Annotated in this window: 22 protein-coding genes; 14 read left to right on the top strand and 8 right to left on the bottom strand. The window is 62.9% G+C overall.

Annotation, left to right across the window (positions count from 1 at the left end; genetic code table 11):
• The first annotated feature begins 2 nt into the window (after positions 1–2).
• A complete protein-coding gene (copD, locus tag VNT00_RS15925; RefSeq protein ID WP_325589238.1) occupies positions 3–938 on the top strand; it encodes a copper homeostasis membrane protein CopD in 936 nt (311 codons plus the stop codon).
• 67 nt (positions 939–1,005) lie between these two features.
• Positions 1,006–1,464 (top strand): c-type cytochrome, encoded by a 459-nt coding sequence (locus VNT00_RS15920; protein WP_325589236.1) that lies wholly within the window; start codon positions 1,006–1,008, stop codon positions 1,462–1,464.
• Between the two features lie 19 nt (positions 1,465–1,483).
• Here the strand turns inward: VNT00_RS15920 and VNT00_RS15915 are convergent, their stop codons facing one another.
• From VNT00_RS15915 to rrtA, 3 genes are all read right to left on the bottom strand, one after another.
• The gene (locus tag VNT00_RS15915) at positions 1,484–3,616 is read right to left on the bottom strand and encodes a copper-translocating P-type ATPase (RefSeq protein WP_325589383.1); all 2,133 of its coding nucleotides are present in this window, start codon (positions 3,614–3,616) and stop codon (positions 1,484–1,486) included.
• 362 nt (positions 3,617–3,978) lie between these two features.
• The gene (locus VNT00_RS15910) at positions 3,979–5,817 is read right to left on the bottom strand and encodes a hypothetical protein (protein ID WP_325589234.1); all 1,839 of its coding nucleotides are present in this window, start codon (positions 5,815–5,817) and stop codon (positions 3,979–3,981) included.
• A 73-nt stretch (positions 5,818–5,890) separates the two neighbouring features.
• Positions 5,891–6,481, bottom strand: coding sequence for a rhombosortase (gene rrtA, locus VNT00_RS15905; RefSeq protein ID WP_325589232.1), 591 nt, complete (start codon positions 6,479–6,481; stop codon positions 5,891–5,893).
• Between the two features lie 157 nt (positions 6,482–6,638).
• On the opposite strand from rrtA, the gene VNT00_RS15900 reads away from it, so the two are divergent.
• The gene (locus tag VNT00_RS15900; RefSeq protein ID WP_325589230.1) at positions 6,639–7,265 is read left to right on the top strand and encodes a glutathione S-transferase family protein; all 627 of its coding nucleotides are present in this window, start codon (positions 6,639–6,641) and stop codon (positions 7,263–7,265) included.
• On the opposite strand, the gene VNT00_RS15895 is transcribed toward VNT00_RS15900, so the two are convergent.
• Positions 7,257–7,949: a prepilin peptidase gene (locus tag VNT00_RS15895; RefSeq protein ID WP_325589228.1), complete on the bottom strand. Its 693-nt coding sequence runs from the start codon at positions 7,947–7,949 to the stop codon at positions 7,257–7,259. The two genes, VNT00_RS15900 and VNT00_RS15895, sit on opposite strands and share 9 nt — an antisense overlap.
• The gene (locus VNT00_RS15890; protein ID WP_325589227.1) at positions 7,949–8,407 is read right to left on the bottom strand and encodes a type II secretion system protein N; all 459 of its coding nucleotides are present in this window, start codon (positions 8,405–8,407) and stop codon (positions 7,949–7,951) included. The genes VNT00_RS15895 and VNT00_RS15890 overlap by 1 nt, the downstream gene beginning before the upstream one ends.
• 360 nt (positions 8,408–8,767) lie before the next feature.
• On the opposite strand from VNT00_RS15890, the gene gspG reads away from it, so the two are divergent.
• The 11 genes from gspG (at position 8,768) to gspF (ending at position 19,284) form a co-directional block, all read left to right on the top strand.
• Positions 8,768–9,220, top strand: a complete 453-nt coding sequence (gene gspG, locus VNT00_RS15885) for a type II secretion system major pseudopilin GspG (protein WP_325589226.1) — start codon at positions 8,768–8,770, stop codon at positions 9,218–9,220.
• Positions 9,192–9,764 (top strand): prepilin-type N-terminal cleavage/methylation domain-containing protein, encoded by a 573-nt coding sequence (locus tag VNT00_RS15880; RefSeq protein ID WP_325589224.1) that lies wholly within the window; start codon positions 9,192–9,194, stop codon positions 9,762–9,764. The genes gspG and VNT00_RS15880 overlap by 29 nt, the downstream gene beginning before the upstream one ends.
• Positions 9,761–10,132 carry a type II secretion system minor pseudopilin GspI gene (gspI, locus tag VNT00_RS15875; RefSeq protein ID WP_325589222.1) on the top strand — a complete coding sequence of 124 codons (372 nt, stop codon included), beginning with the start codon at positions 9,761–9,763 and terminating at the stop codon, positions 10,130–10,132. Before VNT00_RS15880 ends, gspI begins: the two co-directional genes overlap by 4 nt.
• Entirely contained in the window at positions 10,129–10,773 is a 645-nt protein-coding gene (locus VNT00_RS15870) for a prepilin-type N-terminal cleavage/methylation domain-containing protein (protein ID WP_325589220.1), read from the top strand. Before gspI ends, VNT00_RS15870 begins: the two co-directional genes overlap by 4 nt.
• A gap of 86 nt (positions 10,774–10,859) precedes the next feature.
• A complete protein-coding gene (gene gspK, locus VNT00_RS15865) occupies positions 10,860–11,726 on the top strand; it encodes a type II secretion system minor pseudopilin GspK (protein WP_325589218.1) in 867 nt (288 codons plus the stop codon).
• A 1-nt stretch (position 11,727) separates the two neighbouring features.
• Positions 11,728–12,750, top strand: a complete 1,023-nt coding sequence (gspL, locus tag VNT00_RS15860) for a type II secretion system protein GspL (RefSeq protein WP_325589216.1) — start codon at positions 11,728–11,730, stop codon at positions 12,748–12,750.
• A complete protein-coding gene (locus VNT00_RS15855; protein WP_325589214.1) occupies positions 12,747–13,346 on the top strand; it encodes a type II secretion system protein M in 600 nt (199 codons plus the stop codon). Before gspL ends, VNT00_RS15855 begins: the two co-directional genes overlap by 4 nt.
• An 8-nt stretch (positions 13,347–13,354) precedes the next feature.
• On the top strand, positions 13,355–14,095 hold the full coding sequence (gene gspN / locus VNT00_RS15850; RefSeq protein ID WP_325589212.1) for a type II secretion system protein N: 741 nt from the start codon (positions 13,355–13,357) through the stop codon (positions 14,093–14,095).
• Between the two features lie 29 nt (positions 14,096–14,124).
• Entirely contained in the window at positions 14,125–16,599 is a 2,475-nt protein-coding gene (gene gspD, locus VNT00_RS15845; protein WP_325589210.1) for a type II secretion system secretin GspD, read from the top strand.
• On the top strand, positions 16,596–18,017 hold the full coding sequence (gene gspE / locus VNT00_RS15840) for a type II secretion system ATPase GspE (protein WP_325589208.1): 1,422 nt from the start codon (positions 16,596–16,598) through the stop codon (positions 18,015–18,017). Before gspD ends, gspE begins: the two co-directional genes overlap by 4 nt.
• A 55-nt stretch (positions 18,018–18,072) precedes the next feature.
• Complete coding sequence (gspF, locus tag VNT00_RS15835; protein WP_325589206.1) at positions 18,073–19,284, top strand: type II secretion system inner membrane protein GspF; 1,212 nt, start codon at positions 18,073–18,075, stop codon at positions 19,282–19,284.
• Positions 19,285–19,426: 142 nt separating this feature from the next.
• On the opposite strand, the gene VNT00_RS15830 is transcribed toward gspF, so the two are convergent.
• The 3 genes from VNT00_RS15830 to VNT00_RS15820 all read right to left on the bottom strand — a co-directional run bounded on the left by VNT00_RS15830 (position 19,427) and on the right by VNT00_RS15820 (position 24,133).
• Positions 19,427–20,590 (bottom strand): formylglycine-generating enzyme family protein, encoded by a 1,164-nt coding sequence (locus VNT00_RS15830; RefSeq protein ID WP_325589204.1) that lies wholly within the window; start codon positions 20,588–20,590, stop codon positions 19,427–19,429.
• Positions 20,577–22,766, bottom strand: a complete 2,190-nt coding sequence (locus VNT00_RS15825; RefSeq protein WP_325589202.1) for a sulfatase-like hydrolase/transferase — start codon at positions 22,764–22,766, stop codon at positions 20,577–20,579. The genes VNT00_RS15830 and VNT00_RS15825 overlap by 14 nt, the downstream gene beginning before the upstream one ends.
• 296 nt (positions 22,767–23,062) lie before the next feature.
• Positions 23,063–24,133: an aromatic ring-hydroxylating dioxygenase subunit alpha gene (locus VNT00_RS15820; protein WP_325589200.1), complete on the bottom strand. Its 1,071-nt coding sequence runs from the start codon at positions 24,131–24,133 to the stop codon at positions 23,063–23,065.
• Positions 24,134–24,754: the final 621 nt, after the last annotated feature.

Genomic DNA, 24,754 nt, shown 5'->3' with positions numbered 1-24,754 from the left:
CAATGAACGATTGGCTCCATATTGGTGTGCGTTTTGCGCTCTACTCCGATTTGATGCTGCTATTCGGCCTGCCGTTATTCGCGCTCTATAACTTCAGGAATGAACAACGCTTTGCGAAGGACGCGCTTAAGTTTGATTCGCTTCTGATTGGCGCAGCGGGTATTGGCCTGCTGTTATCGGCATGCAGCATGGCCGTGCTTGCCAAATCCATGAGTGGCGTTCCGAATTTCGCTGACCTTAGGCTGCATATATTCGACATGATTATCACAGGCACCAATGTAGGCCTGGCATGGGGTGCACGAGCCATAGCCCTGTTTCTAGCCATGCTTTCTTTGTTATTGTTGAAACGCTGGCGGCTCGCTGGCTTTTGCTTGGTCACGGTTTTCGCCGCGATCGCGCTGGCCTCTCTCGGTTGGAGCGGGCATGGCGCCATGGATGAAGGCATGCGCGGGTATGTGCATCTTGCCGCTGACATTGCGCATCTGCTTGCCGCCGGCGCATGGCTGGGGGCTCTGGCCGCGTTCGCATTGTTGTTACGAGGCGCCAAGCGCGACCCTTACAATCGGATGCTCCTGTTGAGCCACGGACTATCGGGGTTTGCAGGAGTTGGAACAATTATTGTCGCCACTCTGGCAATAACAGGCATTGCGAATTATTGGCTTATTGTGGGACCCACTCTGGCTGGTCTTGTATCCAGCCCTTATGGCACTCTGCTTCTGATCAAGCTTGGGCTGTTCGCTGCGATGCTCGGACTCGCTGCGGTAAACCGTTACCATCTAGGCCCCTTATTATTATTAAGGCTGGCCATAGCGCGCGGCGACCATGCATCCGCAGTCGTATCCTTGCGCAAGAGCTTGATTTTTGAGACCAGCGCGGCAGTTGTAATTCTAATGTTAGTGGCTTGGTTGGGGACGCTCAACCCAGTCGAATCAATGTGAACCCAGTAACGTTTTCTGCAAAATAAAAAGGATAGCTTGAGTGGTAACTGTAATGAAAAGGCCGGCCATGATTGTCAGTGCAGTTGGCTTAGTGGCGCTGGGTGTTGGCATATTCCTGTACGGAGCACGCACCGACTCCAGCCGCACGTATATCGACCCATCGGATCAAACCCTGGTTGCGCTCGGGAAAAAAGTCTATGCCAATAACTGTGCCGCCTGCCACGGCAGCAAGCTAGAAGGTCAGCCCGATTGGCGGATTCGTAAAGCGAACGGCCGGCTGCCTGCGCCTCCGCATGATGTAACTGGGCACACCTGGCATCATCCGGACGCCGTTTTAATTGACATTACTAAAAATGGACTCGTGCCTGGCATAACAGCGCCGCCTGGGTATGTCAGCGATATGCCGGCCTACGGCAAGCTACTGACCGACCATGAGATTACAGCCGTGCTGGCTTACATCAAGAGTTCCTGGCCTGCGAAGGCACTTGCCGCCCAGAAGGAAATAACCCAGCAGGCGTCGCAGTAGCTTAGCCAGACCAGAGCGGCTATTTTGATTTATGCAATCGCAAGGCATTTGTCACCACCGAGGCTGAGCTCAAGCTCATCGCCAGCGCGGCAATCATGGGTGAGAGCAACAGCCCCGTCAATGGATATAACACGCCTGCTGCCAAGGGTACGCCCAGCGCGTTATACACGAAGGCAAATCCCAGGTTTTGTTTCATGTTGGCAATGGTGGCATCAGATAAATGGCGAGCAATCGAGATGCCTCGCAAATCGCCTTTGACCAGCGTGACCTGGGCGCTGTTCATGGCGACATCCGTGCCGGTACCCATGGCAATGCCCACATCGGCTTTTGCCAGTGCGGGTGCGTCGTTAATGCCATCGCCGGCCATGGCTACGATGTGCCCTTGGTTTTGAAGTTTTGTGACAAGATCAAGCTTATCGGCCGGTTTTACCTCGCCATGGAATTCGTCGATGCCCAGGCGTTCGGCTACGGATCTGGCTGTGGAAACACCATCACCGGTAGCCATAATGACGCGGATTCCGGCGGCCTTCAGTTCATTCAAGGCTTCCTGTGTGCTGGCTTTAATGGGGTCTGACACGGCGAGTAAACCCAATAGATCGCCATCCGCTGCAAGGTACATGACGCTCGCGCCTTGCACACGCAGGCTATCGGCCTTTTCGCTCAATATCGCCACATCGATGCCTTCTTGCTGCATCAGCGCGGTATTGCCGAGCGCAAGACGTTTGTTCCCAACTTTTCCACGAACGCCAATCCCCGAGTCAGACTCGAACTCTTGTACCCCGGCCAATGCAATACCCTGCTTTCGCGCGGCACTAACAATGGCGTCTGCCAGGGGATGCTCGCTGCCTTGATCTAGGCTGGCGGCAAGACGCAATACCTCGCCGACGTTAACGCCCTGGACGGGAACTGCTTGCTCAAATGTGGGTCGTCCTTCGGTCAAAGTTCCGGTCTTATCGACGATCAAGGTATCGACCTTGCGGAAATTCTCGATAGCAGCGGCATCTCGGAACAAGACGCCGTGCGTTGCACCACGGCCAGTGGCGACCATGATGGACATGGGCGTAGCCAAGCCTAGCGCGCAAGGGCAAGCAATAATCAGCACGGCTACGGCATTGATGAGGCCGTACACCCAACTGGGCTGGGGTCCCCAGAATCCCCACACGAAAAACGTAATCACGGCTATGGCAACCACCGCCATGACAAAATACCCTGCCACGTGATCGGCCATGCGTTGCATAGGCGCCCTGGAGCGCTGCGCTTGCGCAACCAGTTGCACAATTTGAGACAACACCGTGGCCGCGCCCACTTTCTCGGCGCGTATCACCAAGGCACCCGATGTATTCATCGTAGCGCCAATCACTTTGTCGCCCACACGTTTGCTTACCGGTAGCGGCTCACCCGTAAGCATGGATTCGTCAATTGAACTCGCGCCCTCTTCAACCGTCCCGTCCACCGGCACTTTTTCGCCCGGACGCACACGCAAGCGATCGCCTTCGTGCACGTGGGTAAGCGGCACATCTTCTTCAATGCCATCAGGCAGGATACGCCGGGCCGTTTTCGGGGCTAAGCCCACCAACGACTTGATCGCCGCAGACGTCTGCGAGCGGGCTTTCAATTCAAGAATTTGCCCGAAAAGCGTCAATGAAATAATGACGACTGCGGCTTCGAAATACACCGCGATACGTCCCATGGACAAGAAGGTGTCGGGAAAAACGTCTGGTGCAACAGTCGCCACTACACTGTAGATAAAGGCGGCCGATGTTCCTAAGCCGATTAGGGTCCACATGTTAGGGCTACGGTTGATGACCGATTGCACACCCCGTACGAAAAACGGCCAGCCTGCCCAGAGTACGACTGGCAAGGAAAGCACCAGCTCGACCCAACTTTGGGTAGTCATGCCAAACCAGCCCAATTGGTGACCGAACATGGCCAGCGTCATGACGATTATCGTTAAAGGCAAGGTCCACCAAAACCGGCGGCTGAAGTCAGCCAGCTCAGGATTATCGTCCTCCAGTGTGGGCATAAGCGGCTCGAGCGCCATCCCGCACTTGGGACAGTTTCCGGGGCGATCTTGGCGAATCTCCGGATGCATCGGACAGGTATAGATCGTGCCCGGAGCGACTGCCTGAGGCGATTGTTCGGTCACCGACATACCGCAAACGGGATCTTTCAACACCGAGGCCGCTGCCGGTTTAGCGTGGCTGTCTTCACTTTTCGTCGATCCGTTGCTCAAGTCGTCTGGTTGACTGTGATGCGTATGTTCGTGATCGTGTGGTGCCATGACGTACCGATGTCCCCATTTAGTACTGGGTTACGCTAAGCGTTATCACCATCCTGAAAAAGGGCAGAGCCCGAAATCGCAACGGACGGTAGGCATAGTTATCATGCCACACTTTACTAATGGCGAAATCGAAAATTTGGCAACAATACCATTACATATTTGTTAACTTCGAGGCATCCGATAACGACATCTGGATGGGGTTGCCCTATTGATCTAGGATCCCGGTCATTAAATCATTGACGGCGCCCGGCCGAAAAACGGCGATAGCCCAGAAGCAGCAAGCCGCCCGCCAGGCCGAACAGACCCATGGCGCCGCCGCCCGAGCCACCTTCGTGCGCGGGAGGTTTCACGAATAGCGCGGCATGCCAGGCGATGCCCTGATTCTCGGCGTCGCCCAGCTTGGCGCCGGCTTCGCTGTCGATGGAGAACACATGGCGCCCTGTGCTGCGGTCGTAGAAGCGGTATACGGGCGACAGCCCCGGCCAGGAGCGGTTGAAGGCTCCGAACGCGCGCCCTTCCCTTGTCCAGTTGGCATCGCCGTCCAACTGAGCCTGTTCAGAGGTATCCAGTGTGTAGATGCGATCGCCGCTTTTGGATACATAGCTCATTACCGCGGTGACGCCGGGCCGGTCGGTTTCGTTGGCGAACTCCACATCCTTGAGCGTATAGCCCTGGCCGTTCACCAGGTCGTTGGCCCGTTCGGAGTCGCTCGTCAGCACGTCCGGCCGACCGCTCGCGGCCAGGCGAAATACCACTGGCAGGTCGGTGTCGAGATCGTAGCTGGCCAGCGACTGGCTGGCATAGCTGACGGTGCGCGGCTCATCCAGGCTTTTGTCGATGGGGTACACCTGCGGATTGGCCGGTTTGGTGTAGGTGGTGCCTGCCTGCGGACTGCGCCCCGGGCCGCCAGGATTGTAGATGTCGCTATAGCCCGACACCTTGGAGGTGGGTATTTCCACGGATTGCAGCAAGCGTATGGCGGCGGCGCCGCCCTTCAGGATTACATCGAAATAATTGTCGTGGTCTTCCGTGTAATAGGCGCGCTGCGGAGCGCCCTCGGAAGGCGGGCCGACTTCTGCCAGGCCCACAATTTCGATCTTCCCCGCTCCCAGGTCGTAAACCTTTCCGGCTTTGTCGAGGACAACGGGATTGCCGTTCGCATCCCTGGCGTGCAGCCGGAAAAAGGTTTCGAAATCGGTGGACATGAAGCCGCTGACGCCGTCCGGCGAGAACCCGCCCGACGTGAACAAGCGCAACCGGTATTGGGCATCGTCGCCGTAAAGTGAGTAGGCGTCGTTGGGAAACGAGCCGTTGAGCGCGGGCGGCGGAAAGTCGCCGGCCGGCGAAAAGCGGCTGAGCTTGGCGCCGACCAGGGCTGGCCCGGCCACGTAGGGATTGCTGCTGGGCGCCGACAGGCCGACGATAGATACGGGGCCGTTGGGGCCGACCGCCATGAGCGGCGACGATCCGGCCACGAACGAGACGGTTACCGGATAAATCGCGCCTACGGTGTCGGGCGAAAGCCGGTTGGCGAATTCGCCGAACACCACGATGACGTGGCGTTCGTTATGATCGTAATTGGGATTGAGCGCCGCCGCGACGGGATGGACGATTTCACCGGTGTTGAGCGTAATGGCGATGTTCTCGGGCGATACCGAACTGGGCAGCAACGGCCAACTGACTTCGATGGGCATGGCGTCGGCCAGCACCGGCGTGGCGCCGAAGCCCGCCACCACCGAGCCGACGACGCTGGCGCCGCTGGTCAGGTTGCGCAGCGGCGGAACCGGATCGAGCGCTGCCCAGTCAAGATTGACGCCGGCCCCGGCATTCACCGCGAGGGGCAAGTCGCTGGCATTCAGCAAGCCCGGAATGCCGATGATGCCTTCGAAACCCAGGTTGGCAGCCAGTATTTCCGGCTTGTCCGTCCAGAGGTCGGAGTTGATCAGGACGTCGCGGTGCAATTGGATATAGGCTGCCGCCTGCTTGGGGTCGGGCACATCGGCAGCATGTGCAAGAGAGATCAGAAGGGTTGAAATGGCGGCAGCAAGTACCGTGCGCGCGGCTGAGTTCATCGGTTCGTGTCCTATTGTTGTCGGGGCGTCGGGCCAATGACAGGCAGTGATGCGCAAATTGTAACATTATTAATCAAATTTGTCTGAATATTTCCAAAAAGAAAATTCTACGACGCCAGACGGACTGCAGGGCCAGCAAAGCCAGGCCCAGGCAAAATCCGTAGATATGCGCGACTCCGACGATGCGCCCTCCTATCAGATGTTCTTCCAATGCTGCCGGCGCAACCAGCCACTGCCACAGCATCCACGCGGCGATGGCTGCCAGCGCCAATGCCGCGGGATGGTCTCCGCGCCGGGCCTGAGGAAGCAGGCCCATGGCGAACAAGCCATACAGCACGCCGGACAGGCCTGCGTAGCTGGAAACTTCCGGAGAAAACCGCCATAGAAGCAGGCTGAGGCCCAGGGCCAGGCCGGCAAGCCTGAGCCAGAGAAAGCGGTCGAAAAGCCGAGGAGCCAGGGCGCAGCACAGCAGAACGCCCAGAACGTTCAGGCCGGCATGGGCCCAGCCCAGGTGGATGAAATGCGCCGTCGGAAGGCGCCACCAATCGCCGGCCGCCAGCCCGTCGCGGCTGAAGCGCAAGAGCTGGAGCGCGGGCCTGCCCGCTACCTGCGCGAGCAACAAGATTGCGGCCAGGGCCAAGGCGTGCAGCCAGGGATTTGGCATGGTTGCTTTTGTTCCGGGAGTCACTGGTGATGGCTGGCGTGGTGTCGATACTCTATGGCATCATAAGTACATTGGCCTGGACGCCGCAAGCGTTGCCGGGCAGGCGGCATCCATCGTGGAGGCCGTTCGTTCCTGTTCACTTTTCAAGAGATTCGAAATGCTTAAGATCTGGGGCCGCACCAATTCCGTCAATGTCCAGAAAGTGCTGTGGTGCTGCGACGAGCTGGCCCTGCCCTACGAACGCATCGACGCGGGCATGCAGTTCGGCCGGAACAAAGAGCCTGCCTACCTGAGCATGAATCCGAACGGGCAGATTCCCACCATCGAGGACGGTGATTTCGTTTTGTGGGAATCCAATTCCATCATGCGCTATCTGGCCATGCAGTACGGCGCTTCCGGCAGCCTTTATCCGCAAGCTCCCAAGGCGCGGGCCAGCGTGGATCGATGGCTGGACTGGTCGTTGTCCACCTTGCAACCGGCTGACAAGCCCGTGTTCTGGGGCATGGTGCGAACGCCCGTCGAACAGCGCGACATGGCTGCCTTGCAGGCCGCGGCCGATGCGGCCGGCAAGCTTTGGCTGATCGTCGACGCGCATTTGGAAGGCCGAAGCTTTCTCGAGGGTGAAGCCTTTTCGCTTGCCGATATCGTGCTGGGCGCATTTTGCCGCCGCTTCATCGGCATGGACGGCCTGCGCAAGCCCGCTACCCCGCAATTGCAGCGCTGGTACGAATCCCTGCAAGAGCGCCCCGCTTTTCAGCGCCATATCGCACCGGCGCTAAGCTGAGCCCGCCGCCAGCCTCAGCAGCACCAATATGCCCGCGCCCGCCAGATAGGGGCCGAAGAACACCGGCTCGCCTTTTTGCATGCGCCCAGCCAGGCGCAGCCCCAGCGCCGCGGCCAGGGCCGCGCACGACGAAATCAGCAAAACCCAGGGCAGGCACATCCATCCCAGCCAGGCGCCAAGGGCGGCCAGCAGCTTGAAGTCGCCATGGCCCATGCCCATGCGGCCGGTCAGCAGCAAAAACAATCGGCAAACACACCAAAGCACCAGATAACCCGCCACCGCGCCCAGCACGGCATCCGGCAGAGGCGTGAAGCCGCCCTGCAGATTCACCAGCAAGCCCAGCCACAGCAGCGACAGGCTCAGGCTGTCCGGCAACAGCCCGGTTTCGGCATCGATCCAGGCGAGCGCCAGCAGCACCATGGTGCAGGCGATGGCCGCCGCGGCGGCAAGCGTCGGCCCCAGCAGCCAGGCCCACACTATGGCCAGGACTGGACCCGCCGTCCAGAAGGCCAGTCGGCAGTGCCGATGAAACGGGGTTCGTTCGTTGGAGATGTGCGGATCGAGCGCACGCGGCAAGCGATACGCGGTGCGATCCAGGACAGCCGCCAGAACCAGCGCAAGAGCCACGGCCGCCAGCATGGCGCCCGCCCGCCCCATGCCCCAGGGAATCCACAGATCAGGCATCAGTGGCGGGTTGCAGACTTGTTAACAGGAACAAAGCCTTGCACCACGCTTGCCGGGTTGGCCGGCATGGCAACCTGCTCGGTAACCCCATCCTGGTCAATGGAGACGGCGTTGGCCGTGACGCCGGCCAGGGTGACGCCAGGCGCCAGCGTCTGCCCAACCCGATAGGCCTGAGCCGTCCCGCCATTGACGGAAAGCAGGGCCGCCCCGCCCTTGTCGCTGGTAATCAGCCCCATGAGGGCCACGCGCACGCGCAGCGCCCCGCCGCCGAACCAGCGCGCCACGGCGGCGGTGTTTTGTTCCGAAGTAACGGTGTCGAGCATGGGCGGCAGCGCGCGCGGCGCCGGCGCAAACAGCAGGGCTCCCCACACGCCTATGCCCAGGGCAAGCGCCACGATGGCCAAGCCACGGGCAAATGCGGGCATATCGACACGAGGTAATGCAGGCGAAAGGTTCATTGACGATGGATCCTTGCTGGCGGCGACGAATTACGGCCTGCGCCGTTAAACCATGGAAAGCCGATATGATGACGGTTTAAGCGATAAACCGCAAAAATTTATCGAATGCGGGCCTGTTTGCGCCGATCGGCCAGTGTGGGCGGACGAAAAACAGCAAATCAATATAATCCTGTCAATTGGGGTTGCAGCCATTGTCATTTTCAGGCGAGTACGTTAACTTAAAATGTTCCAAAAAATGACACCTATCAGTTTTTGTGTCGGAGACTCCCAATACCAGCAATGATTTCCATTCGATTTCCCTGGCTGCGCCGTTGCGCGGCCTTTCGCGCCTCTTCTTTTCCCTTGCCACCGCCCTTCTCCATGAAACACCATCCGCCCGCCTCTTCCCGTCCTTCCTACACCCATCGCCAGCTTGGCTTTTCCCTGATCGAAATCATGGTGGTGGTCGTCATCATGGGGATCATGGCCGCGCTGATCGTGCCCAATCTCATGGATCGCCCCGACCAGGCCCGCGCCGTGGCCGCGCGCCAGGACATCGGCGCCCTCATGCAGGCGCTCAAGCTGTATCGGCTGGACAATGGCCGCTACCCCAGCGCGGAGGAAGGCTTGAAGGCCCTGGTCAACGATCCGGCCAATGGCCAGCGCTCGGGGCGTCGTTCGTACATGGATCGCCTGCCCAACGACCCCTGGGGCACACCGTATCAATACCTGAACCCGGGCGTGCACGGTGAAATCGATGTGTTCTCGCTGGGCGCCGACGGGCACCCGGGAGGCGAAGGCAACGATGCCGACATTGGTTCCTGGTCCAAATAGCCGGGCGCTGCCAGCAGGCCTTCGGCACAAGCCGCAGGGGCTTGTTGCACGATCCTGCCGGCAAAGAGGGTTCTCGCTGCTGGAAGTGCTGATCGTTCTGGTGGTCATCGGCATTGCCACGTCCACCATCAGCGTCAGCGCGTTTTCCGGAGGCGATGCCCGCGCCTTGCGCCAGGACGCCCAGCGCCTGGCGCAATTGTTTGCCGTCGCCCAGGCCGAAGCCCGAAAGGATTCGGGCCTGGTCGCCTGGGAATACAACAGCCGGGGCTATGGGTTTGCGCGGGTTTCGCGCGACATCTTCCTGCCCGCGGGCATGGCGCGCCAATCCGGCCCCGTGCTTGCCAGGCGCTTTGCCGACGGCAGCCCGCTGCGTCCACGCTCCTGGACATCCGATAACGCGATTGCCGTGCGGGTCGATCCAGCCGGGCAGACCGTGTTCAACGCCGAATGGATATCCGGCCCCCTGGCCGTCGAACTCAACGACGGGCGGAACACCGTTCGCATCGTGCGATCCGGCAATGGCCAGTACGAGGTGCTTCCATGAACCCGCCGCAGACGCAGGCCGGCTTCACCTTGCTGGAGGTGCTCATCGCCCTGGCCATCGTCAGCATCGCTCTGGCCGCCTCGATACGGGCCCTGGGCGTCAGCGCCGGCGGCGCCCACGCCATGCAGCAACGCAGCCTGGCGCTTCAGGCTGCGGAGAACAATCTGGCAGAGCTGCGCCTCCAGCGCGCCTTTCCGGTCGTGGGCCGTACAACCGTGCCCTGTCCGCAGGGGCCGCTTGCACTGGAGTGCGAGCAGCAGGTCCAATCCACCGTCAACGGCAACTTCCGGCAGGTCACTGTGCGGGCGCGCCTGGAGCAGGGCCCGGTGCTTGCGCAGTTGAGCGGCCTGCTGTCGCTGCTGCCATGAAGCGCGCGCTTGCCGGCCAGCGAGGTTTCACACTGATCGAGGTGCTGGTCGCCCTGGCGTTGATGGCGCTGCTCAGCGTCATTTCCTGGCGCGCACTCGATCTTGTCGAGCGTTCCAGCGAGAGGCTGGGCGCCAGCGCCGACGACACCCTGGCTCTCGTGCGAGTGCTGGGGCAGATTCAAAGCGATGTCAGCCGTTATGCAGGAAGCGACGTCCTGGCTTCGCCCGCCACGGAAGCCGCGTCGGAGGCGGAGTCCTCTACGGCAAGCGGTACAGGTTCGGCCATCTCCACAGGCCCCCTGCTGCCCCCCGGCATCGTCTGGGCCGATCCCGCGCTGATCGTGGTGCGTTCGGCCGGCGATGGAGCATGGCAGCGGGTCGTATGGCGCAAGGAAGGCGATACCCTGCGCCGCGCCGTTGCGCCGGCCTCCCAAGCGCTTCCCTTGCCCGAGCCCGGGGCCGGGGAAACCGTGCTCACGCATGTAAAGGGTTTCGCGGTGCGCGCCTGGGTGCCCGGCCGAGGGTGGTCGGCCATCAAGGCTATGGACATGCAACTGACGGCCACGGGCCTGGAAATCCAGATCGAGCGTCAGCACAACGGTGTCGACGAGACCTACAGAAAAGTGGTGGTGCTGCCGTGAGCCGGTTTCCACGCATCTTTCCTCGCCGCTGCGTCCCGCCGTCCAGATCGGAGCGGGTGCCGCCGCGCGCTGCCCGCCAGAGGGGCATGGCGGTCATCGCCGCACTGGTCGTGGTCGCCGCGGCGGCGGTCGTCACCGCGGCGATTGTGGAGCGCCAGTCCCTGCTTGCCGATACCCTGGCCGGCGAACGGGATCGCGTGCAAGCGAAGTGGCTGCTGCGCGGCGGCCTGGACTGGTCGCGCGTAATCCTGTTCAACGACGCCCGCCATAACGCCGTGACCCGCAAGAACGCGATCTGGGACCAGCCCATTTCGGCCCTGGAAATCACCGCGCCGGGCGATGCGCGCAAAGCGTATTTTTCAGGCCAGATCGAAGACGAACAGGGCAAATTCAATCTCACAGGGCTGGCTGTCCAGGGGGTCGTCCAGCCCGCGCAAGTGGCAGCCTTGAAAAAACTGCTTGGCAGTCTGGGGGTGCCGGACGGACTGGCCGGGCCCATCGCCCAGCGCGTCGCCGACTCCCAGCTTCGCCCGGACGGCGGGCAGGCGGCTCCGGGGCTCAGAAGCGTGGGCGATCTTCTCGGCATTGAAGGCATATCGCCCGCGATGGCCGCAACGCTGTCATCCTACCTGGCCATTTTGCCGAAAAGCGCCACCATCAACGCCAACACGGCCAGCGCCGAAGTGCTGAGCGCCAGCATTCCCGGCCTGGCCCTGGCCCGGGCCCGCGATTTGACCGTACAGCGTGACGGAGGACGATGGTTCACCAGCCGCGCCGATTTCTTCAATCGCCTGAACGATCCCGACATCGTGCCTGGGAACCAGATAGGCATAGCCAGCGACTGGTTCAAGGTCACCGGCCAGGTTGCCCTGGACGATGTCGTTGCGAGGATGCAGGCGTTGTTGTATCGTCACGGCGGCCAGCCGCCCGCCATCCGCTGGATCAAGGAATGACATGAAGAACCCATTGCGCCTGGCCCTGCCCCCCCTCGACCGGATAACGCCCGGCTCCGTCGCGGCTTTTGCGTTGTTCGACGGCAAAGGTCAACTGCTGCGCAGCGGCGAGCTGCCCTTGTCGGAGCTGGCCCAGGCGGTTCCTTCCGATCAGGTGCATGTCGTCCTGCATCCAGGCGATGCCATCGTGGCGACCGTCCAGTTGCCTCCGTTGCCGGCGAAGCGGCTGGATGCCGCCGTGGAGGCCAGCGTCGAGCCCATGGCGCTCAGCGATACGTCGAGCCTGTGCATCGCCCACGGTCCGCGCGACGCCGAAGGCTATGTCTGCGCGGTCTGGACGGACCGCCAGGCCTTGCTGCAGGCCTGGCGCCAGCTGGACGACGCGGGCTTCAAGGTTGTATCCATCGTCCCCTTCCCGCTGGCCATCCCCGACAACGATCCCCATCCCGATCTGCCGCTGGCGCTTCCCGTGAACGACCGCTGGCGGGCCCCGTTGCCTCGCTGGTCCCTGGCACGGCCCGAATGGCGTCCGGCTTCGCAAGTGCATCGCTGGCGCCGCGCGGCCCTGTGGGGCGGCGCCGCCGCCTTGCTGTGGCTGGCCGGCCTGCAAATCTATGCCGCCCAGCTGCGCGGCGAGGTCCGCACGCTCCAGGTTTCCATGGAGCAGGCGGTGCGCAAGGCGTTTCCATCCATACCGGTCGTCATCGATCCGGTCATGCAGGCGAGAAAGCAGCGCGACATGCTGCGCCTGAAGGGCGGCGCGGCCGGCGAGGACGACTTCATGCCTCTGGCGATGGGCGCGGCGCGCGTGCTGGGGTTTGCCGATGGCCATGTCGCTTCGCTGCATTATGAAAAAGGAGAGCTCACTTTGACCCTGGCCGAAGGCTATACGCCGCCCGCCAACGAGGCAGCCCTGCATCAGGCGGCGGCGGTGCAGTCGCTTGTGCTGGAAAAGGACGACAATGTTGCGCACACCTGGCATATACGGCGCGCCGCCGCGCGAGCCAAGGAGCTCCGCCAATGAGCGATTACCGCCGGCCGCCGAGCCCCTCCCCGTCTTCCGTTTGGCGCCAGCAGTTCGAGACGTCGCGACAGCAGGCTCTTGCGTGGTGGAACGAACGCACGCACCAGGAGCGCAGGCTGTTGCAGGTGGGCGGAGCGGTTGTCGCCGCCGCCCTGGTCTGGACATTGGGCATGCAGCCCGCCCTGCGCACCATTGCCCGGGCACATGAACAACTGCCTCGCCTGCATGCCGATGCGGCGCAGGTGGATGCCTTGATACTCGAAGCCCAGGCTCTGCAGCACAGCCAATCCGGAAAAATCGACACCTCCGATCTTGCCGGGGCATTGCGCGCCACGCTGCAGCGGGCCGGCCTGGAAGACACCGCCGCGCTCACGGAAGTTCATGGCGGCGCGGACAACGGGCCGCGGCAGTGGGAAATCGTTCTGACCAACGCCAGCGCCACGCACGTCATGCAATGGCTGGCCAGCCTGCCCTATTTGCTGCAATTGCAGACGCGAACTGTCGAGCTGGCCCGCGCCAACGTGAACGGGCGCGACAGGCCGGGCCAGGTCACGGGACGGATCGTCGTTCAACAGCCCGCCGAGCGTGCGCCATGAGCCGGCGCATGGTTCTCCGCCTTATCGGCCTGGCGCTGCTGGCGGGCTGCGCCGCCCTGGCGGTATTGCCCGCGCGCTGGGCCATGGTAATGCTGCCCCAGGCCTGGCCGCTGGCAATCGTCGATGCCAGCGGAACGCTATGGTCGGGCAGCGCCACCATCGCGGTTGGCGCTCCGTCGTACCGTCGCACTTTGCCCGACCCGCTGCGCTGGCAGTTGTCGTTCGCACCGGGTCCCAGGCTGCGCGTCACCCACCCCTGGCTGGGCGGCCCACTCATCCTTACGCCGGGCTGGACGGGCGTGGGGGTATCGGGACAAACGCTGAAACTGCCGGCCTCGGCGCTGGGCGCGCTGGATGCGCGCATCGCGGCCATCGGTCCCGGCGGCGAGCTTTCGTTCAAATGGCCGGCAAGCGTCATTGGGTCGGGCAGCCAGCCGGCCGGCACCGTGCTGCTCGACGCGCAGTGGCACAACGCCGTTTCCAGCCTGACACCCGTTCGCCCCCTGGGCGATTACACCCTGATCCTGAAACAGGGTGCGCAGAAAAACCGTGTGGATCTCGTGCTCGACACCCGCCAGGGGCCGCTGATGCTGAACGGCGTGGGAACGCTGGACGGCAAGGCCTCCAGGTTCGACGGGACGGCGCAGGTGGATCCGGCGGCCAGCAAAAGCATCCATGCCGCTCTGCACGACGTGTTGGCCGCTCTTGGACCGCAGCGGAACAATCAAACCATTCTGCATTTTCGTTAATGCATCTCAACAGGCTTATCGATACCGTCATGAAAAATCCCCATAACAAAGTGAGCAACAGCCATCGTTTCCACCCGGCCTTGTCCACCCTGGCGCTATCCCTGCTTCTGGCCGGCTGCGCTACGGCTCCCAAGCAGAATACGGCCGATGCCGGCTCCTCGCCCCTGGTCGTTCGCACCTCGGTCGGCCAGGAAGGCTGGCACGAGGAGCCTTCGAAAAACTACACCCCACCCCCGCCCAAGCCTGCTCCACGCCGCCGGTCCGCGCCGCATGAGCAGGCCGAACAAGAGCCTGCACCCTCTTCCGAAGCCGCCAACAAGCCGTCCGGCGCCACCACCATGCTCAACTTCGTGAGCGCCGACCTGCAAGGCGTGGTTCGCGCCATGGCGCGGTTCACCGGCCGCAACTTTGTCGTGGATCCGCGCGTGAAAGGCCAATTGACGCTGGTTTCGGAGGCGCCTGTCGATTCGGACACCGCGTATTCGATGTTGCTCAGCGCCTTGCGCATGCAGGGCTTCGCCGTGGTCGAGGTCGACGGGGTAAGCCGGGTCGTGCCCGAAGCCGACGCCAAGCTGCAGGGGTCTGCGGTCAGCCAAAATGCGCAGACCACGGCCAAGCACAGCGGCGAACTCATGACGCGGGTCTTTCAACTGAAGTACGAAAACGCGGCAAGTCTGGTGCCCATATTGCGGCCGATGGTCGCTCCCAACAACCCCATCAATGCCTATACCGGCAACAACACGCTGGTCGTCACCGACTATGCGGACAACCTGGATCGCATCGCCAAGGTCATTGCCCGCATCGATACGCCCAAAGCCATCAGCACCGACGTCGTCCCCATTCAGTACGGCGTCGCGCTCGACGTCGCGGCGCTTGCCGCGCAACTGCTGGACAACAAGACCGGCGGCGATACATCGCAGCAAACCGTCGTGCTGGCCGATCCGCGCACCAATTCCGTCCTGCTGCGCGCCACCAGCCCGGAAAAACTAAAGCTGGCCCGCAACCTCGTCGAAAGAATCGACAGTCCCGAGTCTCAGGAAGGCAATCTGCACGTGGTGTATTTGCGCAACGCGCAGGCAACCAAGCTGGCCCAGGTCCTGCGCGGCGCGCTGGGCGGCCAGAACAGCCAGGGCGGTCAGCTTGGCAACAGCAGCGGCGGCGACAGCGGGGGCTTGAGCGGCACGCTCTCGGGAGGCTTGTCCAGCGGCTCTTCGAACACGTCGTCTTCCAGCGCCCTGCAAGGGCTCAACACGGCATCGAGCACGAAATCGTCCTCCGGGCAGAACAGCATGTCCGGCGCCAAGGGCGGGACGACCGGCTCTTTGGGCGGTTCCGATGGCAACTCCATGCAGTCGGTGGGCTTCACGGCCGGCGGCGCCACGGTTCAGGCCGACCCGTCCACCAACACGCTCATCATTTCCGCGCCTGCTCCGCTGTACCGCAGCCTGCGCGAGGTCATCGACCAACTGGACCAGCGCCGCGCCCAGGTGCTGGTTGAAAGCCTCATCGTCGAGGTCAATGCCGACAACGCCGCGGAATTCGGCATTCAATGGATGGCCGGCGGCAACGACATCACCAGCGGCAAGACCGCTTTCATCGGCGGCGCCAATCTTGGCGGCACGGGCTTGACCACCGGCACCAGCACCACCATCGACGCCCTGGCCCAGGGCCTGAGCCTGGGCGTGGTCAACGGCACGGTCAACGTCCTGGGCAACCAGGTGCTGAACCTGGGCGTGCTGGCCCGGGCTTTGCAGTCGAAAGGCGGCGCCAACGTGCTGTCCACGCCCAACCTCATGACTCTGGACAACGAAGAAGCCAGCATCATGGTCGGCAGGACCGTGCCGTTCGTCACAGGGCAATACACGACCACGGCCGACGGGGCCAGCAACCCGTTCCAGACCATCACCCGCGAAGACGTCGGCCTGACCCTGCGCATCCGCCCGCAGATATCCGAAGGCGGCACCGTCAAACTGGCGCTTTACCAGGAGGTCAGCAGCCTGGACGGCAGCCTGACCAGCGACGCGAGCACGCTGGTCACGCGCAAGCGCGCGCTGGAAACCAATGTGCTGGTCGACGACGGGCAGATCATCGTGCTGGGCGGCCTGCTCGAGGACACCATCAACGACAGCTCGAAGTCGGTGCCCTTGCTGGGCGACATTCCCCTGCTGGGCAACCTGTTCCGCTACGACAGCCGGCAGCGCACGAAAACCAATCTGATGATCTTCCTGCGGCCGCACATTGTGCGCAATGCTCAGGACGGGGCCAGTCTTACCCTGGATCGCTACAACTACATGCGCGAGGCGCAGGCGCACTTGCCGCCCAGATCCACCTGGTTCTCGCCCTCGTCGGCCATGACGCCGCTGCCCAATGTCACGCGCAACCCGCAAACAGGCCTGCTCGATCTGCGCGAGGCGCAGCATGCCGCGCCGGCGCCCGCTGCCGGCGCTGCCGCTCCGGCCGCCGTGCCATCCCCCGGCACGCCCGTTCCCGAAAAGCAGCCATGAGCATCCGGCTTCCCTACGCCTGGGCGCGCACGCACCGGGCTTTGATCCAGACCGGCTCCGCCGGCGTCGTGCTGATCAGCTCTGCCACCACGCCCGGCTGGGCGCTGGCCGAGATTCGCCGGCGCTATGGCGATCTGGCGCACCGGGAGGTTTCCGACTCCGAACTCGATACGCTGCTTGCGGCCGCCTATGCGCAAACGGGCGATGCCGCCGCCGTGGTGGACGAGGCGGCCAACGAGATCGATCTCGATCGCCTGATGCAGGACATCCCCGAAATCGAGGATCTGCTCGAAGCCAGCGACGACGCTCCCGTCATCCGCATGATCAACGCGCTGTTCACCCAGGCCGCCCGGGACGGGGCCAGCGACATCCACCTCGAGGTATTCGAGAACCACTCCGTGGTGCGCTATCGCGTGGACGGCACCCTGCGCGATATCGTCAGTCCGCGCCGCGCCCTGCACAATGCCCTGGTGTCACGCATCAAAATCATGGCCAGCCTCGACATCGCCGAAAAGCGCCTGCCGCAGGACGGCCGGATCGCCCTGCGCGTGGGCGGCCGCCCCATCGACGTGCGGGTGTCCACCCTGCCAACCGGCCATGGCGAGCGCGCCGTGCTGCGCCTGCTCGACAAGGAGGCCGGGCGCCTCGAACTGGAACGGCTGGGCATGGCCCCCGAAGTGCTGCGCCAGCTGGATGCGCTGATCCACCAGCCGCACGGCATCGTACTGGTCACCGGCCCCACCGGCAGCGGCAAGACCACGACCTTGTATGCCGCGCTGGGTCGCCTCGACGCGGCGACCACCAATATCCTTACCGTGGAAGACCCTATCGAGTACGATTTGCCGGGCATAGGACAAATGCAGGTCAATTCGCGCATCGAGCTGACATTCGCCGCGGCGCTGCGCGCCATCCTGCGCCAGGATCCCGACGTCATCATGATCGGCGAAATCCGAGACCTGGAAACCGCGCAGATCGCGGTTCAGGCCTCGCTCACCGGTCATCTGGTGCTGGCCACGCTGCATACCAATGACGCGGTGTCCGCCGTGACCCGGCTCATCGACATGGGCGTGGAGCCCTTTTTGCTGGCTTCCACATTGCAAGGCGTTCTGGCGCAGCGGCTGGTGCGCAAGCTTTGCCCACAGTGCAAGATCAGCCTGCCCGACGGCACGGCATCGCTGAATTCCGGCGGGTGCGCCGCTTGCGGCCATACGGGGTATAGCGGCCGCACCGGCGTGCACGAGCTGTTTTCGGTGGACGACGCCTTGCGCGGCATGATCCACGCCGGCGCGGATGAGCAGGCCTTGCGCCAGGCCGCGCAGCGCACCGGCCTGCAAAGCCTGCGCCAGGACGGCAAGCGCTGGGTCGAGCAAGGCATCACCACCGACGACGAAATCGCCCGCGTGACCCGCGAGGTTTAGGGCCTGTTAACCCCCAAAGGAGCCCCGCGCAGGCTCCAGCCTTCGAGGCCTATATATGCCTACCTATCAATATGAAGCCGCCAATGCCACGGGACGCACGGAACGCGGGCTGATCGACGCGGACAGTGAACGCAGCGCCCGCCAGGCCTTGCGCGCGCGCGGCTTGCTGCCGCTGTCCGTACGGGCTGCAGGCGGAGGGCGCGGCAAGCCGGGACAGGTATTGAAAGGTCCGCGCATCAGCGACTCGGATCTGGGCTGGCTGACCCGACAGCTCGCCAGCCTGCTGGCCGCGCGCCTGCCTCTGGAAGCCGCCCTCAGCGCCACGCTGGAACAGGCCGAACGCCAGCATGTTGCCCATACGCTGGCCTCGGTGCGCGCTGACATCCGTGCGGGCCATCGCCTGGGCGAAGCGCTGGCGGCGCGTCCCCGCGATTTCCCGCCCATTTACCGCGCCCTGATCGACGCCGGCGAGCAGTCGGGCGATTTGTCCCAGGTCATGGAAAAGCTGGCCGACTACATCGAGTCGCGCGGTGCGCTGCGCAACAAGATACTGACCGCCTTTATCTATCCCATCATCGTCACCGTCGTCTCCATCGCCATCGTGATCTTCCTGCTGAGCTACGTCGTGCCCCAGGTGGTGGGTGCATTCAGCCAGGCGCATCAAACGCTGCCCTTTCTGACCCGCGCCATGCTGGCCATCAGCGGCTTTGTCCGCGACTGGGGTGTGATTGCCGCCGTCGGCCTGGCAGCGCTGTTTTCACTGTGGCGCTGGCATCTGCGCCATCCCGCCGCCCGCTTGTCGTGGCATGCGCGCGTCTTGCGCCTGCCGCTGATCGGGCGCTACGTGCTGGGGGTCAATACCGCCCGCTATGCGGCGACCCTGGGCATCCTGACCAGCAGCGGCGTCCCGTTGCTCAGCGCGCTGGAAGCGGCTGGACGCACTCTGAGCAACGACAAATTGCGCCTCGCGGTGGATGAAGCCACCCGGAACGTCCGCGAGGGCAGTCCCCTGGCAGCCGCCCTGCAGGCGCAAAAGGTGTTTCCGCCGCTGTTGATCCACTTGATAGGCAGCGGCGAACGAACCGGGGAATTGCCTGCCATGCTGGAACGGGCGGCCCGCACCCTGTCCAGCGAACTGGAGCGCCGGGCCTTGACCATGACCGCCCTGCTCGAACCGCTGATGATATTGATCATGGGCGGAATCGTGCTGCTCATCGTCCTGGCCGTCATGATGCCCATCATCGAAATCAATCAGATGATTCGATAAGGCAAGGTATTGTTTGCGCGGGCACGCATGCCCGCGCCCGGATAGGCACGAGACGTGCGCGGCAAACGCAAAGCCGCCGCGACGGCAGTGGCAGTCGCGGCGGCTTGCATGCTGGACTTGGCTACGGGATCTGGCTATGGACTCAGCGCGTTGCGGCCGAAGCGACCTGCCGGGGCGCCGGCGCATCCTTGACCAGGCGGAAACCCACATGGGACATGGGGCTGGCCGGGTCGGAGCCGCGCCGCGCACTGGGCCGGTACGACAGGCAATAGCTTTCGTTGCACAGGAAGGAGCCGCCGCGGATGACCCGCTTGGGCGCGTTGACCGGCATGCCAGGTTCGGAAGGGTCGAAGGACTTGGCCGGGCCTTGCGGATTGTCGATGGGCCCGTTCTTGGCGAGTGCTGCCTGCTTGGCGAAATAGTCGGAACTGTACCAGTCGGACACCCATTGCCAGGCATTGCCTGTCATGTCCGACAAGCCGTAGCCGTTCGGCGGAAAGGTGCCGACCGGCATGGTGCCGTGGGCGCCGCCGGCCTTGGGGCTTACCACCGGAAAAGCGCCCTGTTTGCTGTCCCAGTAATTGGCCTGCTGCTGGCCGTCGGGCGCAAGCTCGTTGCCCCAGGCATAGGTGGCCTGGTTCAGGCCGCCGCGCGCCGCGAATTCCCATTCCGCCTCGGTGGGCAGGCGCTTGCCCGCCCACTTGGCATATGCCAGGGCGTCTTCGTAGCTTACCTGAACGACGGGGTGGTTGCCCTTGCCCTCGATGGAGCTGCCGGGGCCTTGCGGGTGCCGCCAGTCGGCGCCTGGCACATAGCGCCACCATTGCGAATAATCGGCAAGATTGACCGGGGCTCTGGTGCCGACAAAGACCATGGCGCCCGGCACCAGCACGCTATCTGGCGGCTTGGGCGTGCCGGGGGGAAGCTGCACGCGTATGGTGTCCCAGTCGGGTTTTTTCTCGGCGGTGGTGACGTAGCCGGTCTGCTTGACGAATTCGGCGAACTCGTCGTTGGTGACGTCGGTGACGTCCATCCAGAAACCGTGCACCCTGACCGGATGCTCCGGGCGCTCGTTGCGCTGGGCGAGCTTGCTGTCGCTGCCCATCTGGAAAACGCCGCCCGGGATCCATGCCATGTCCTTGGGTGCGGAGACGCCGTCGCCGATGATCACCGTGGGTGCGGCCGGCTGCTTGGGCTGCGACGGCATGGCAAGCCAGGCCGCCGCGCTTGCCGCGGCCAGTACGGCAACCGCCGCCGTGCCGGCAACGATGAACTTGCGGCGGCGCCCGGGCTTAATAGATGCCATAGGATTTCTCGCAGGTCTTGCCCAGGTTGTTCTGGACGATGCTGCCGTCGTTGGTGTCGGTCTTGCCGTCGAGAAGGTTGTTGACGAAGAAGTCGTAGACGCTGGACAGACCCCACTGATTGGCGATGCGGCTCCAGTTGGACACGTCCTTGGCGTCGACCACGCCGTCTTTGTTGCCATCGCCCGGGCAATAGGGCTCGGATGCCAGCATTTTGGTCAGCTTGGCCTTCAGGTCGTCGTAGGCGGCCTGTGTTTCCGCATTGGCGGCAGGCAGCAGGTTGCGGTCGGGCGTATCGAGCAGCGGCGTGGGCGCGGCTTCGTTGACCTCGTACAGCTCCTCCTCGACGATAGGAGCGGTAATGGTCTTGGTGGCCTTGTCGTAGTTCTGGTAGGTGTTCTGCACCAGTTTGTATTGGTCGTTGCGAATGGCGGTGGAGATTTCGGGCAGGATGTCGATAAGATCCCGCCCGGCGCCGTCCAGTGCCTGATTCACCGCGGCGCAACTGCGATAGCCGACTCCGCCATTGGGCACCACGTCTGTGTCAGGGCCTGTCGATTTTGCATTGTCGTAGCCTTCGCCCCACCAGACTCCGCCGTTGTCTTCGCACACCCCTTTGTTGATGGGAATCTGCGTGCAGCTGCCGCTGATGACGCAAGGCTGGTTCCGGCCGCCGTTGGCTTGCAGGTTGTAGCCGCCCATGGTGAAGTTGATGGTGCGCAGGCTGGCCTGGCCGGGGTTGGTCAGGTAAGGCAGGATGCCGACGGAGTCGAGGGTGCGCGGCACGGCCTTGTGGGCGTCGATGCCGGCCAGTTCGCCGAAGAACTGGAACAGGTCGACCATATTGACCATGTGGTCGACTTCGCGGTCGGGCTGGGCAACCTGCGGCCCGGCGATGATCAGCGGATCCCAGACGCCGGTCTGGTAGGCCGTGCCCTTGGCCTGCCCGGTCTGGAATGGCAGCTTGACCGCGGAGCCCAGGGTGCCGTTGTCGCCGACGATGACGATGACGGTGTTGCTGGCCTTGGGATCGTAGACGAGCGAGCCGTCGTCCCCGCGCTTGGCCAGGCCGGTTTCGACCAGCAGCCGGCCGAACTCGGTGTCCATGGCTTCGGTCATCTTGTTCTGGATGACCCTGCCGGCGATGGAGCCTTCGCAATCGGCGCCATCGATGAGCGCGTCGTGGTTCTTGAACAGGCTGCCGGGAGGCTGCTGCCAGGGCGTGTGGGCCGCGCTATAGCTGACCGTGGCCATCCAGGGCTTGCTGGGCGAGCGGGTCTTGATCCAGTCGATGGCCGCATTGGTTTCGATGGTGGTGCGGTAGCCTCTGGCGCGGGGGTCGGTGAGCGGTACATCTTCGACCTTGCCGTTGTTGATGATGACCAGCGGCGAAACGTAATAGGCGTTCTGGGTGTTGAAGTTCAGTGCGGGATGGGTGGCGCCGCAGGCTTGATTGGGCACGAAGATGCCGCCCGAGGTGAGGCATTGCAGGCCCGCCGGGTCGTCCGCCGGCGAAGAGCGGGTGATTTTTGTGCAGGAGTTGTCGGCCTGATAGCATGCGCCGGTGTCCGCGCCGGCATTGCCGACGCCATGGCCGGGCACGAAGCCGCAGCTGTATGTGTCGGCGGGGGCGACATTGCCCGCCGTGGTGTCGATGGAACCGGGAAGCCCGCCGATCCAGCCGTAAAAATAATCCCAGCCCAGCTCGGCTGGCGTGCCATCGCCCGCCTCGTTGTTCTCGGGGCCGGCAAGATGGAATTTGCCGAACATGGCGCTTTCGTAGTTGGCCTGCTTGAGCAGCTTGGGCGCCGTGACGTCGTAAGGCGACAACTGCGAATTGGCCAGGTCGTTCTGGCCGATGGCCTGATAGATATTGGTGCGGAACGGATAGCGGCCCACGAAGAAGGAAGCCCGCCCCGGCGAGCATTCAGGCATGGACCAGGCGTTGCGGAAGCGCACGCCCGCCTTGGCGATGGCGTTGATGTTGGGCATGCTGGGCGGGGTGTTGCCGCCGTAGCCGAAAGCCGCCATCTGGTCGATGCCGACGTCGTCCATGATGACGAAAAGAATATTGGGCGTATTGGCGCTGGACGCGACATCGGAGCCGCCGTCGTTGCAGGATGCCAGGGTCATGGTGGCAGCAACCGCTGCAAGCAAAGCTGGGAGCTTCTTGTACAAGGTCTTCTCCAGGGTGGGGCATGTTCAGTTCAATCAGGCCCCAATAACACCAAGAGCCCGCAAAGACGTCCTCGCCTTCTGTGCAATTATTGTAATAAGCAAACGCTGCTAATTACTAATTTTGAAAAACTGTAACATACTTTTATGGCCTGGATGCCTGAATTTTGCGCCGGAGGTTTGCGCCAAACCGAGGCGTGCCGCGGGCAATAGCCGCCGCGCAATCCCTGGACGCCATGGGTCGAGGCTCTCGCGCCGCCCGCTGGCGCGGGAGCCGGACCGCAGGGCTGTCCGACGGTTCAGGCGGCGGCAGTTCTGGCTGCTGGCGCGGCGCTGCCACCTGCGCCCTCCTCTTCTTTGGCGATAAGCCTGGCGAGCAGCCTGCGGGCCCTGACGGCCGCCACGTCGTTGGACATGAGAACGGGGTTCAGGCTGAAGAAATCGGTGGTTTCCATTTCTTCCTGTACGCCGTAGATGATGGGGCCGTCTTCTTTTTCAAAAGCGTCTCGCATGGCCTGGAGTTTCATGGCATTGAAGTCGGCGTCGTGGGTATTGTGGTTGCGCCGCGTCGCAAAGAAATAATGCGTGCTGGTTTCGGTTTCGGGCGTGGTCGTGTGCAGGTCGTAGGCGCCCACCCCTTGCTCGAAGGGTGTGTCGCCCTGGGCGCCGCCCACCGAGAGCTGGATGTTGGCGGGCGGCATCCAGGTCACGTCGAAAAAGTGCCGGGCTTCCTTTTCCGGGTGCGGCAAAAACCCGGCCAATACCAGGATGGGCGGGGTTTGCTTCCACTCCCATCGCGCAAACACCGAGTTCTCGGTTTCACGCACCTGGGGAACGATGGGCGACAGTTGGCCGCGGGTGGAGATGATTTCGCCGTGGACATGGTCGATGTGGCTCAGGTCCATGACGTTGTCGATGATGAGTTCGTAATTGGCCCGCATATGCATATAGGTATGGCCGACGCCGGTAGGCGGACCATCGTCGAGTGGGCTGTAGTCTGGCAGCAGGCCGGGATCAGCCGCTTCATCACCCATCCATATCCAGATAAACCCGTACCGTTCTTGCAGCGGGAACGTCTGTACCTTCGCGGCCTTGGGGATGTTGCCTTCGCCGTGAGGGTTGTGCGTGCACTGGCCAGAGCAATCGAACTGCAGGGCGTGGTAATGGCACACGATTTCGTCGCCGATCTTCTTGCCAAGATGCAAAGGCGCGAACCGGTGCGGACATCGATCGCGCATGGCGACCGCCGTTCCATCCTGCTTTCTGTACATGAGTACCGATGTGCCGAGGATTTTTCGATGGAACAGCTCGTCGGCGCCGACTTCGGTCGACAAGGCGGCAACATACCAGGTATTTTTCAAATAGGCCATTGTTCATCCTTTGGTTCAGTGGGGATCCGGACTCCGTTGTTTTCATGTACGTTCTATCCCGGTAATTTTATGCACAAAATATTATTTTAGGCATAATGATTTCTACTAGAAATGCCATGAAAGCCCTGGGCGCGGGCTTGGAAAACGGCCGGGCGGTCGGGGATATTGTCGAGGTATTGGGGTATGTTTACTGTGTAACAGTTGGCTAAAGCCATGAACCGTGGGGATGGTTGAAGGTCAAAATACTATCTGATCAACTATTCGATAAGGCCAGATGGAATCATGAACGGCACCTTGCGCCGAATCGCTCTTTCGGCTCTTGTTCTTTCCGTCCTGGGCGGGTGCGCAGTATATGCACCGGCGGACGATGGCTATGCCTATTACCCATCCGGGCCCGCCTACGTGGCTCCCGGCCCGGTTTATGTCGCGCCTCCCCCCGTCTACGTGGGCCCGCCGGTTTCGCTGAATTTTGGATTTGGCTATTGGGGCGGCAGGCATTACCACGGCGGCTGGCACGGGCGGGGCGGTGGTTGGCACCGAGGCCACCGTTGACCTGCTATCGGCCTGCCGTTGCAGATACGACCCCCAGGCTCTTCCGAGCCTCGGGGCCGTTTTTACGTA

Source organism: Eoetvoesiella sp. (assembly GCF_035555955.1).
Taxonomy (GTDB): domain Bacteria; phylum Pseudomonadota; class Gammaproteobacteria; order Burkholderiales; family Burkholderiaceae_B; genus Eoetvoesia.
This window is presented reverse-complemented; position numbering and strand designations above follow the sequence as displayed.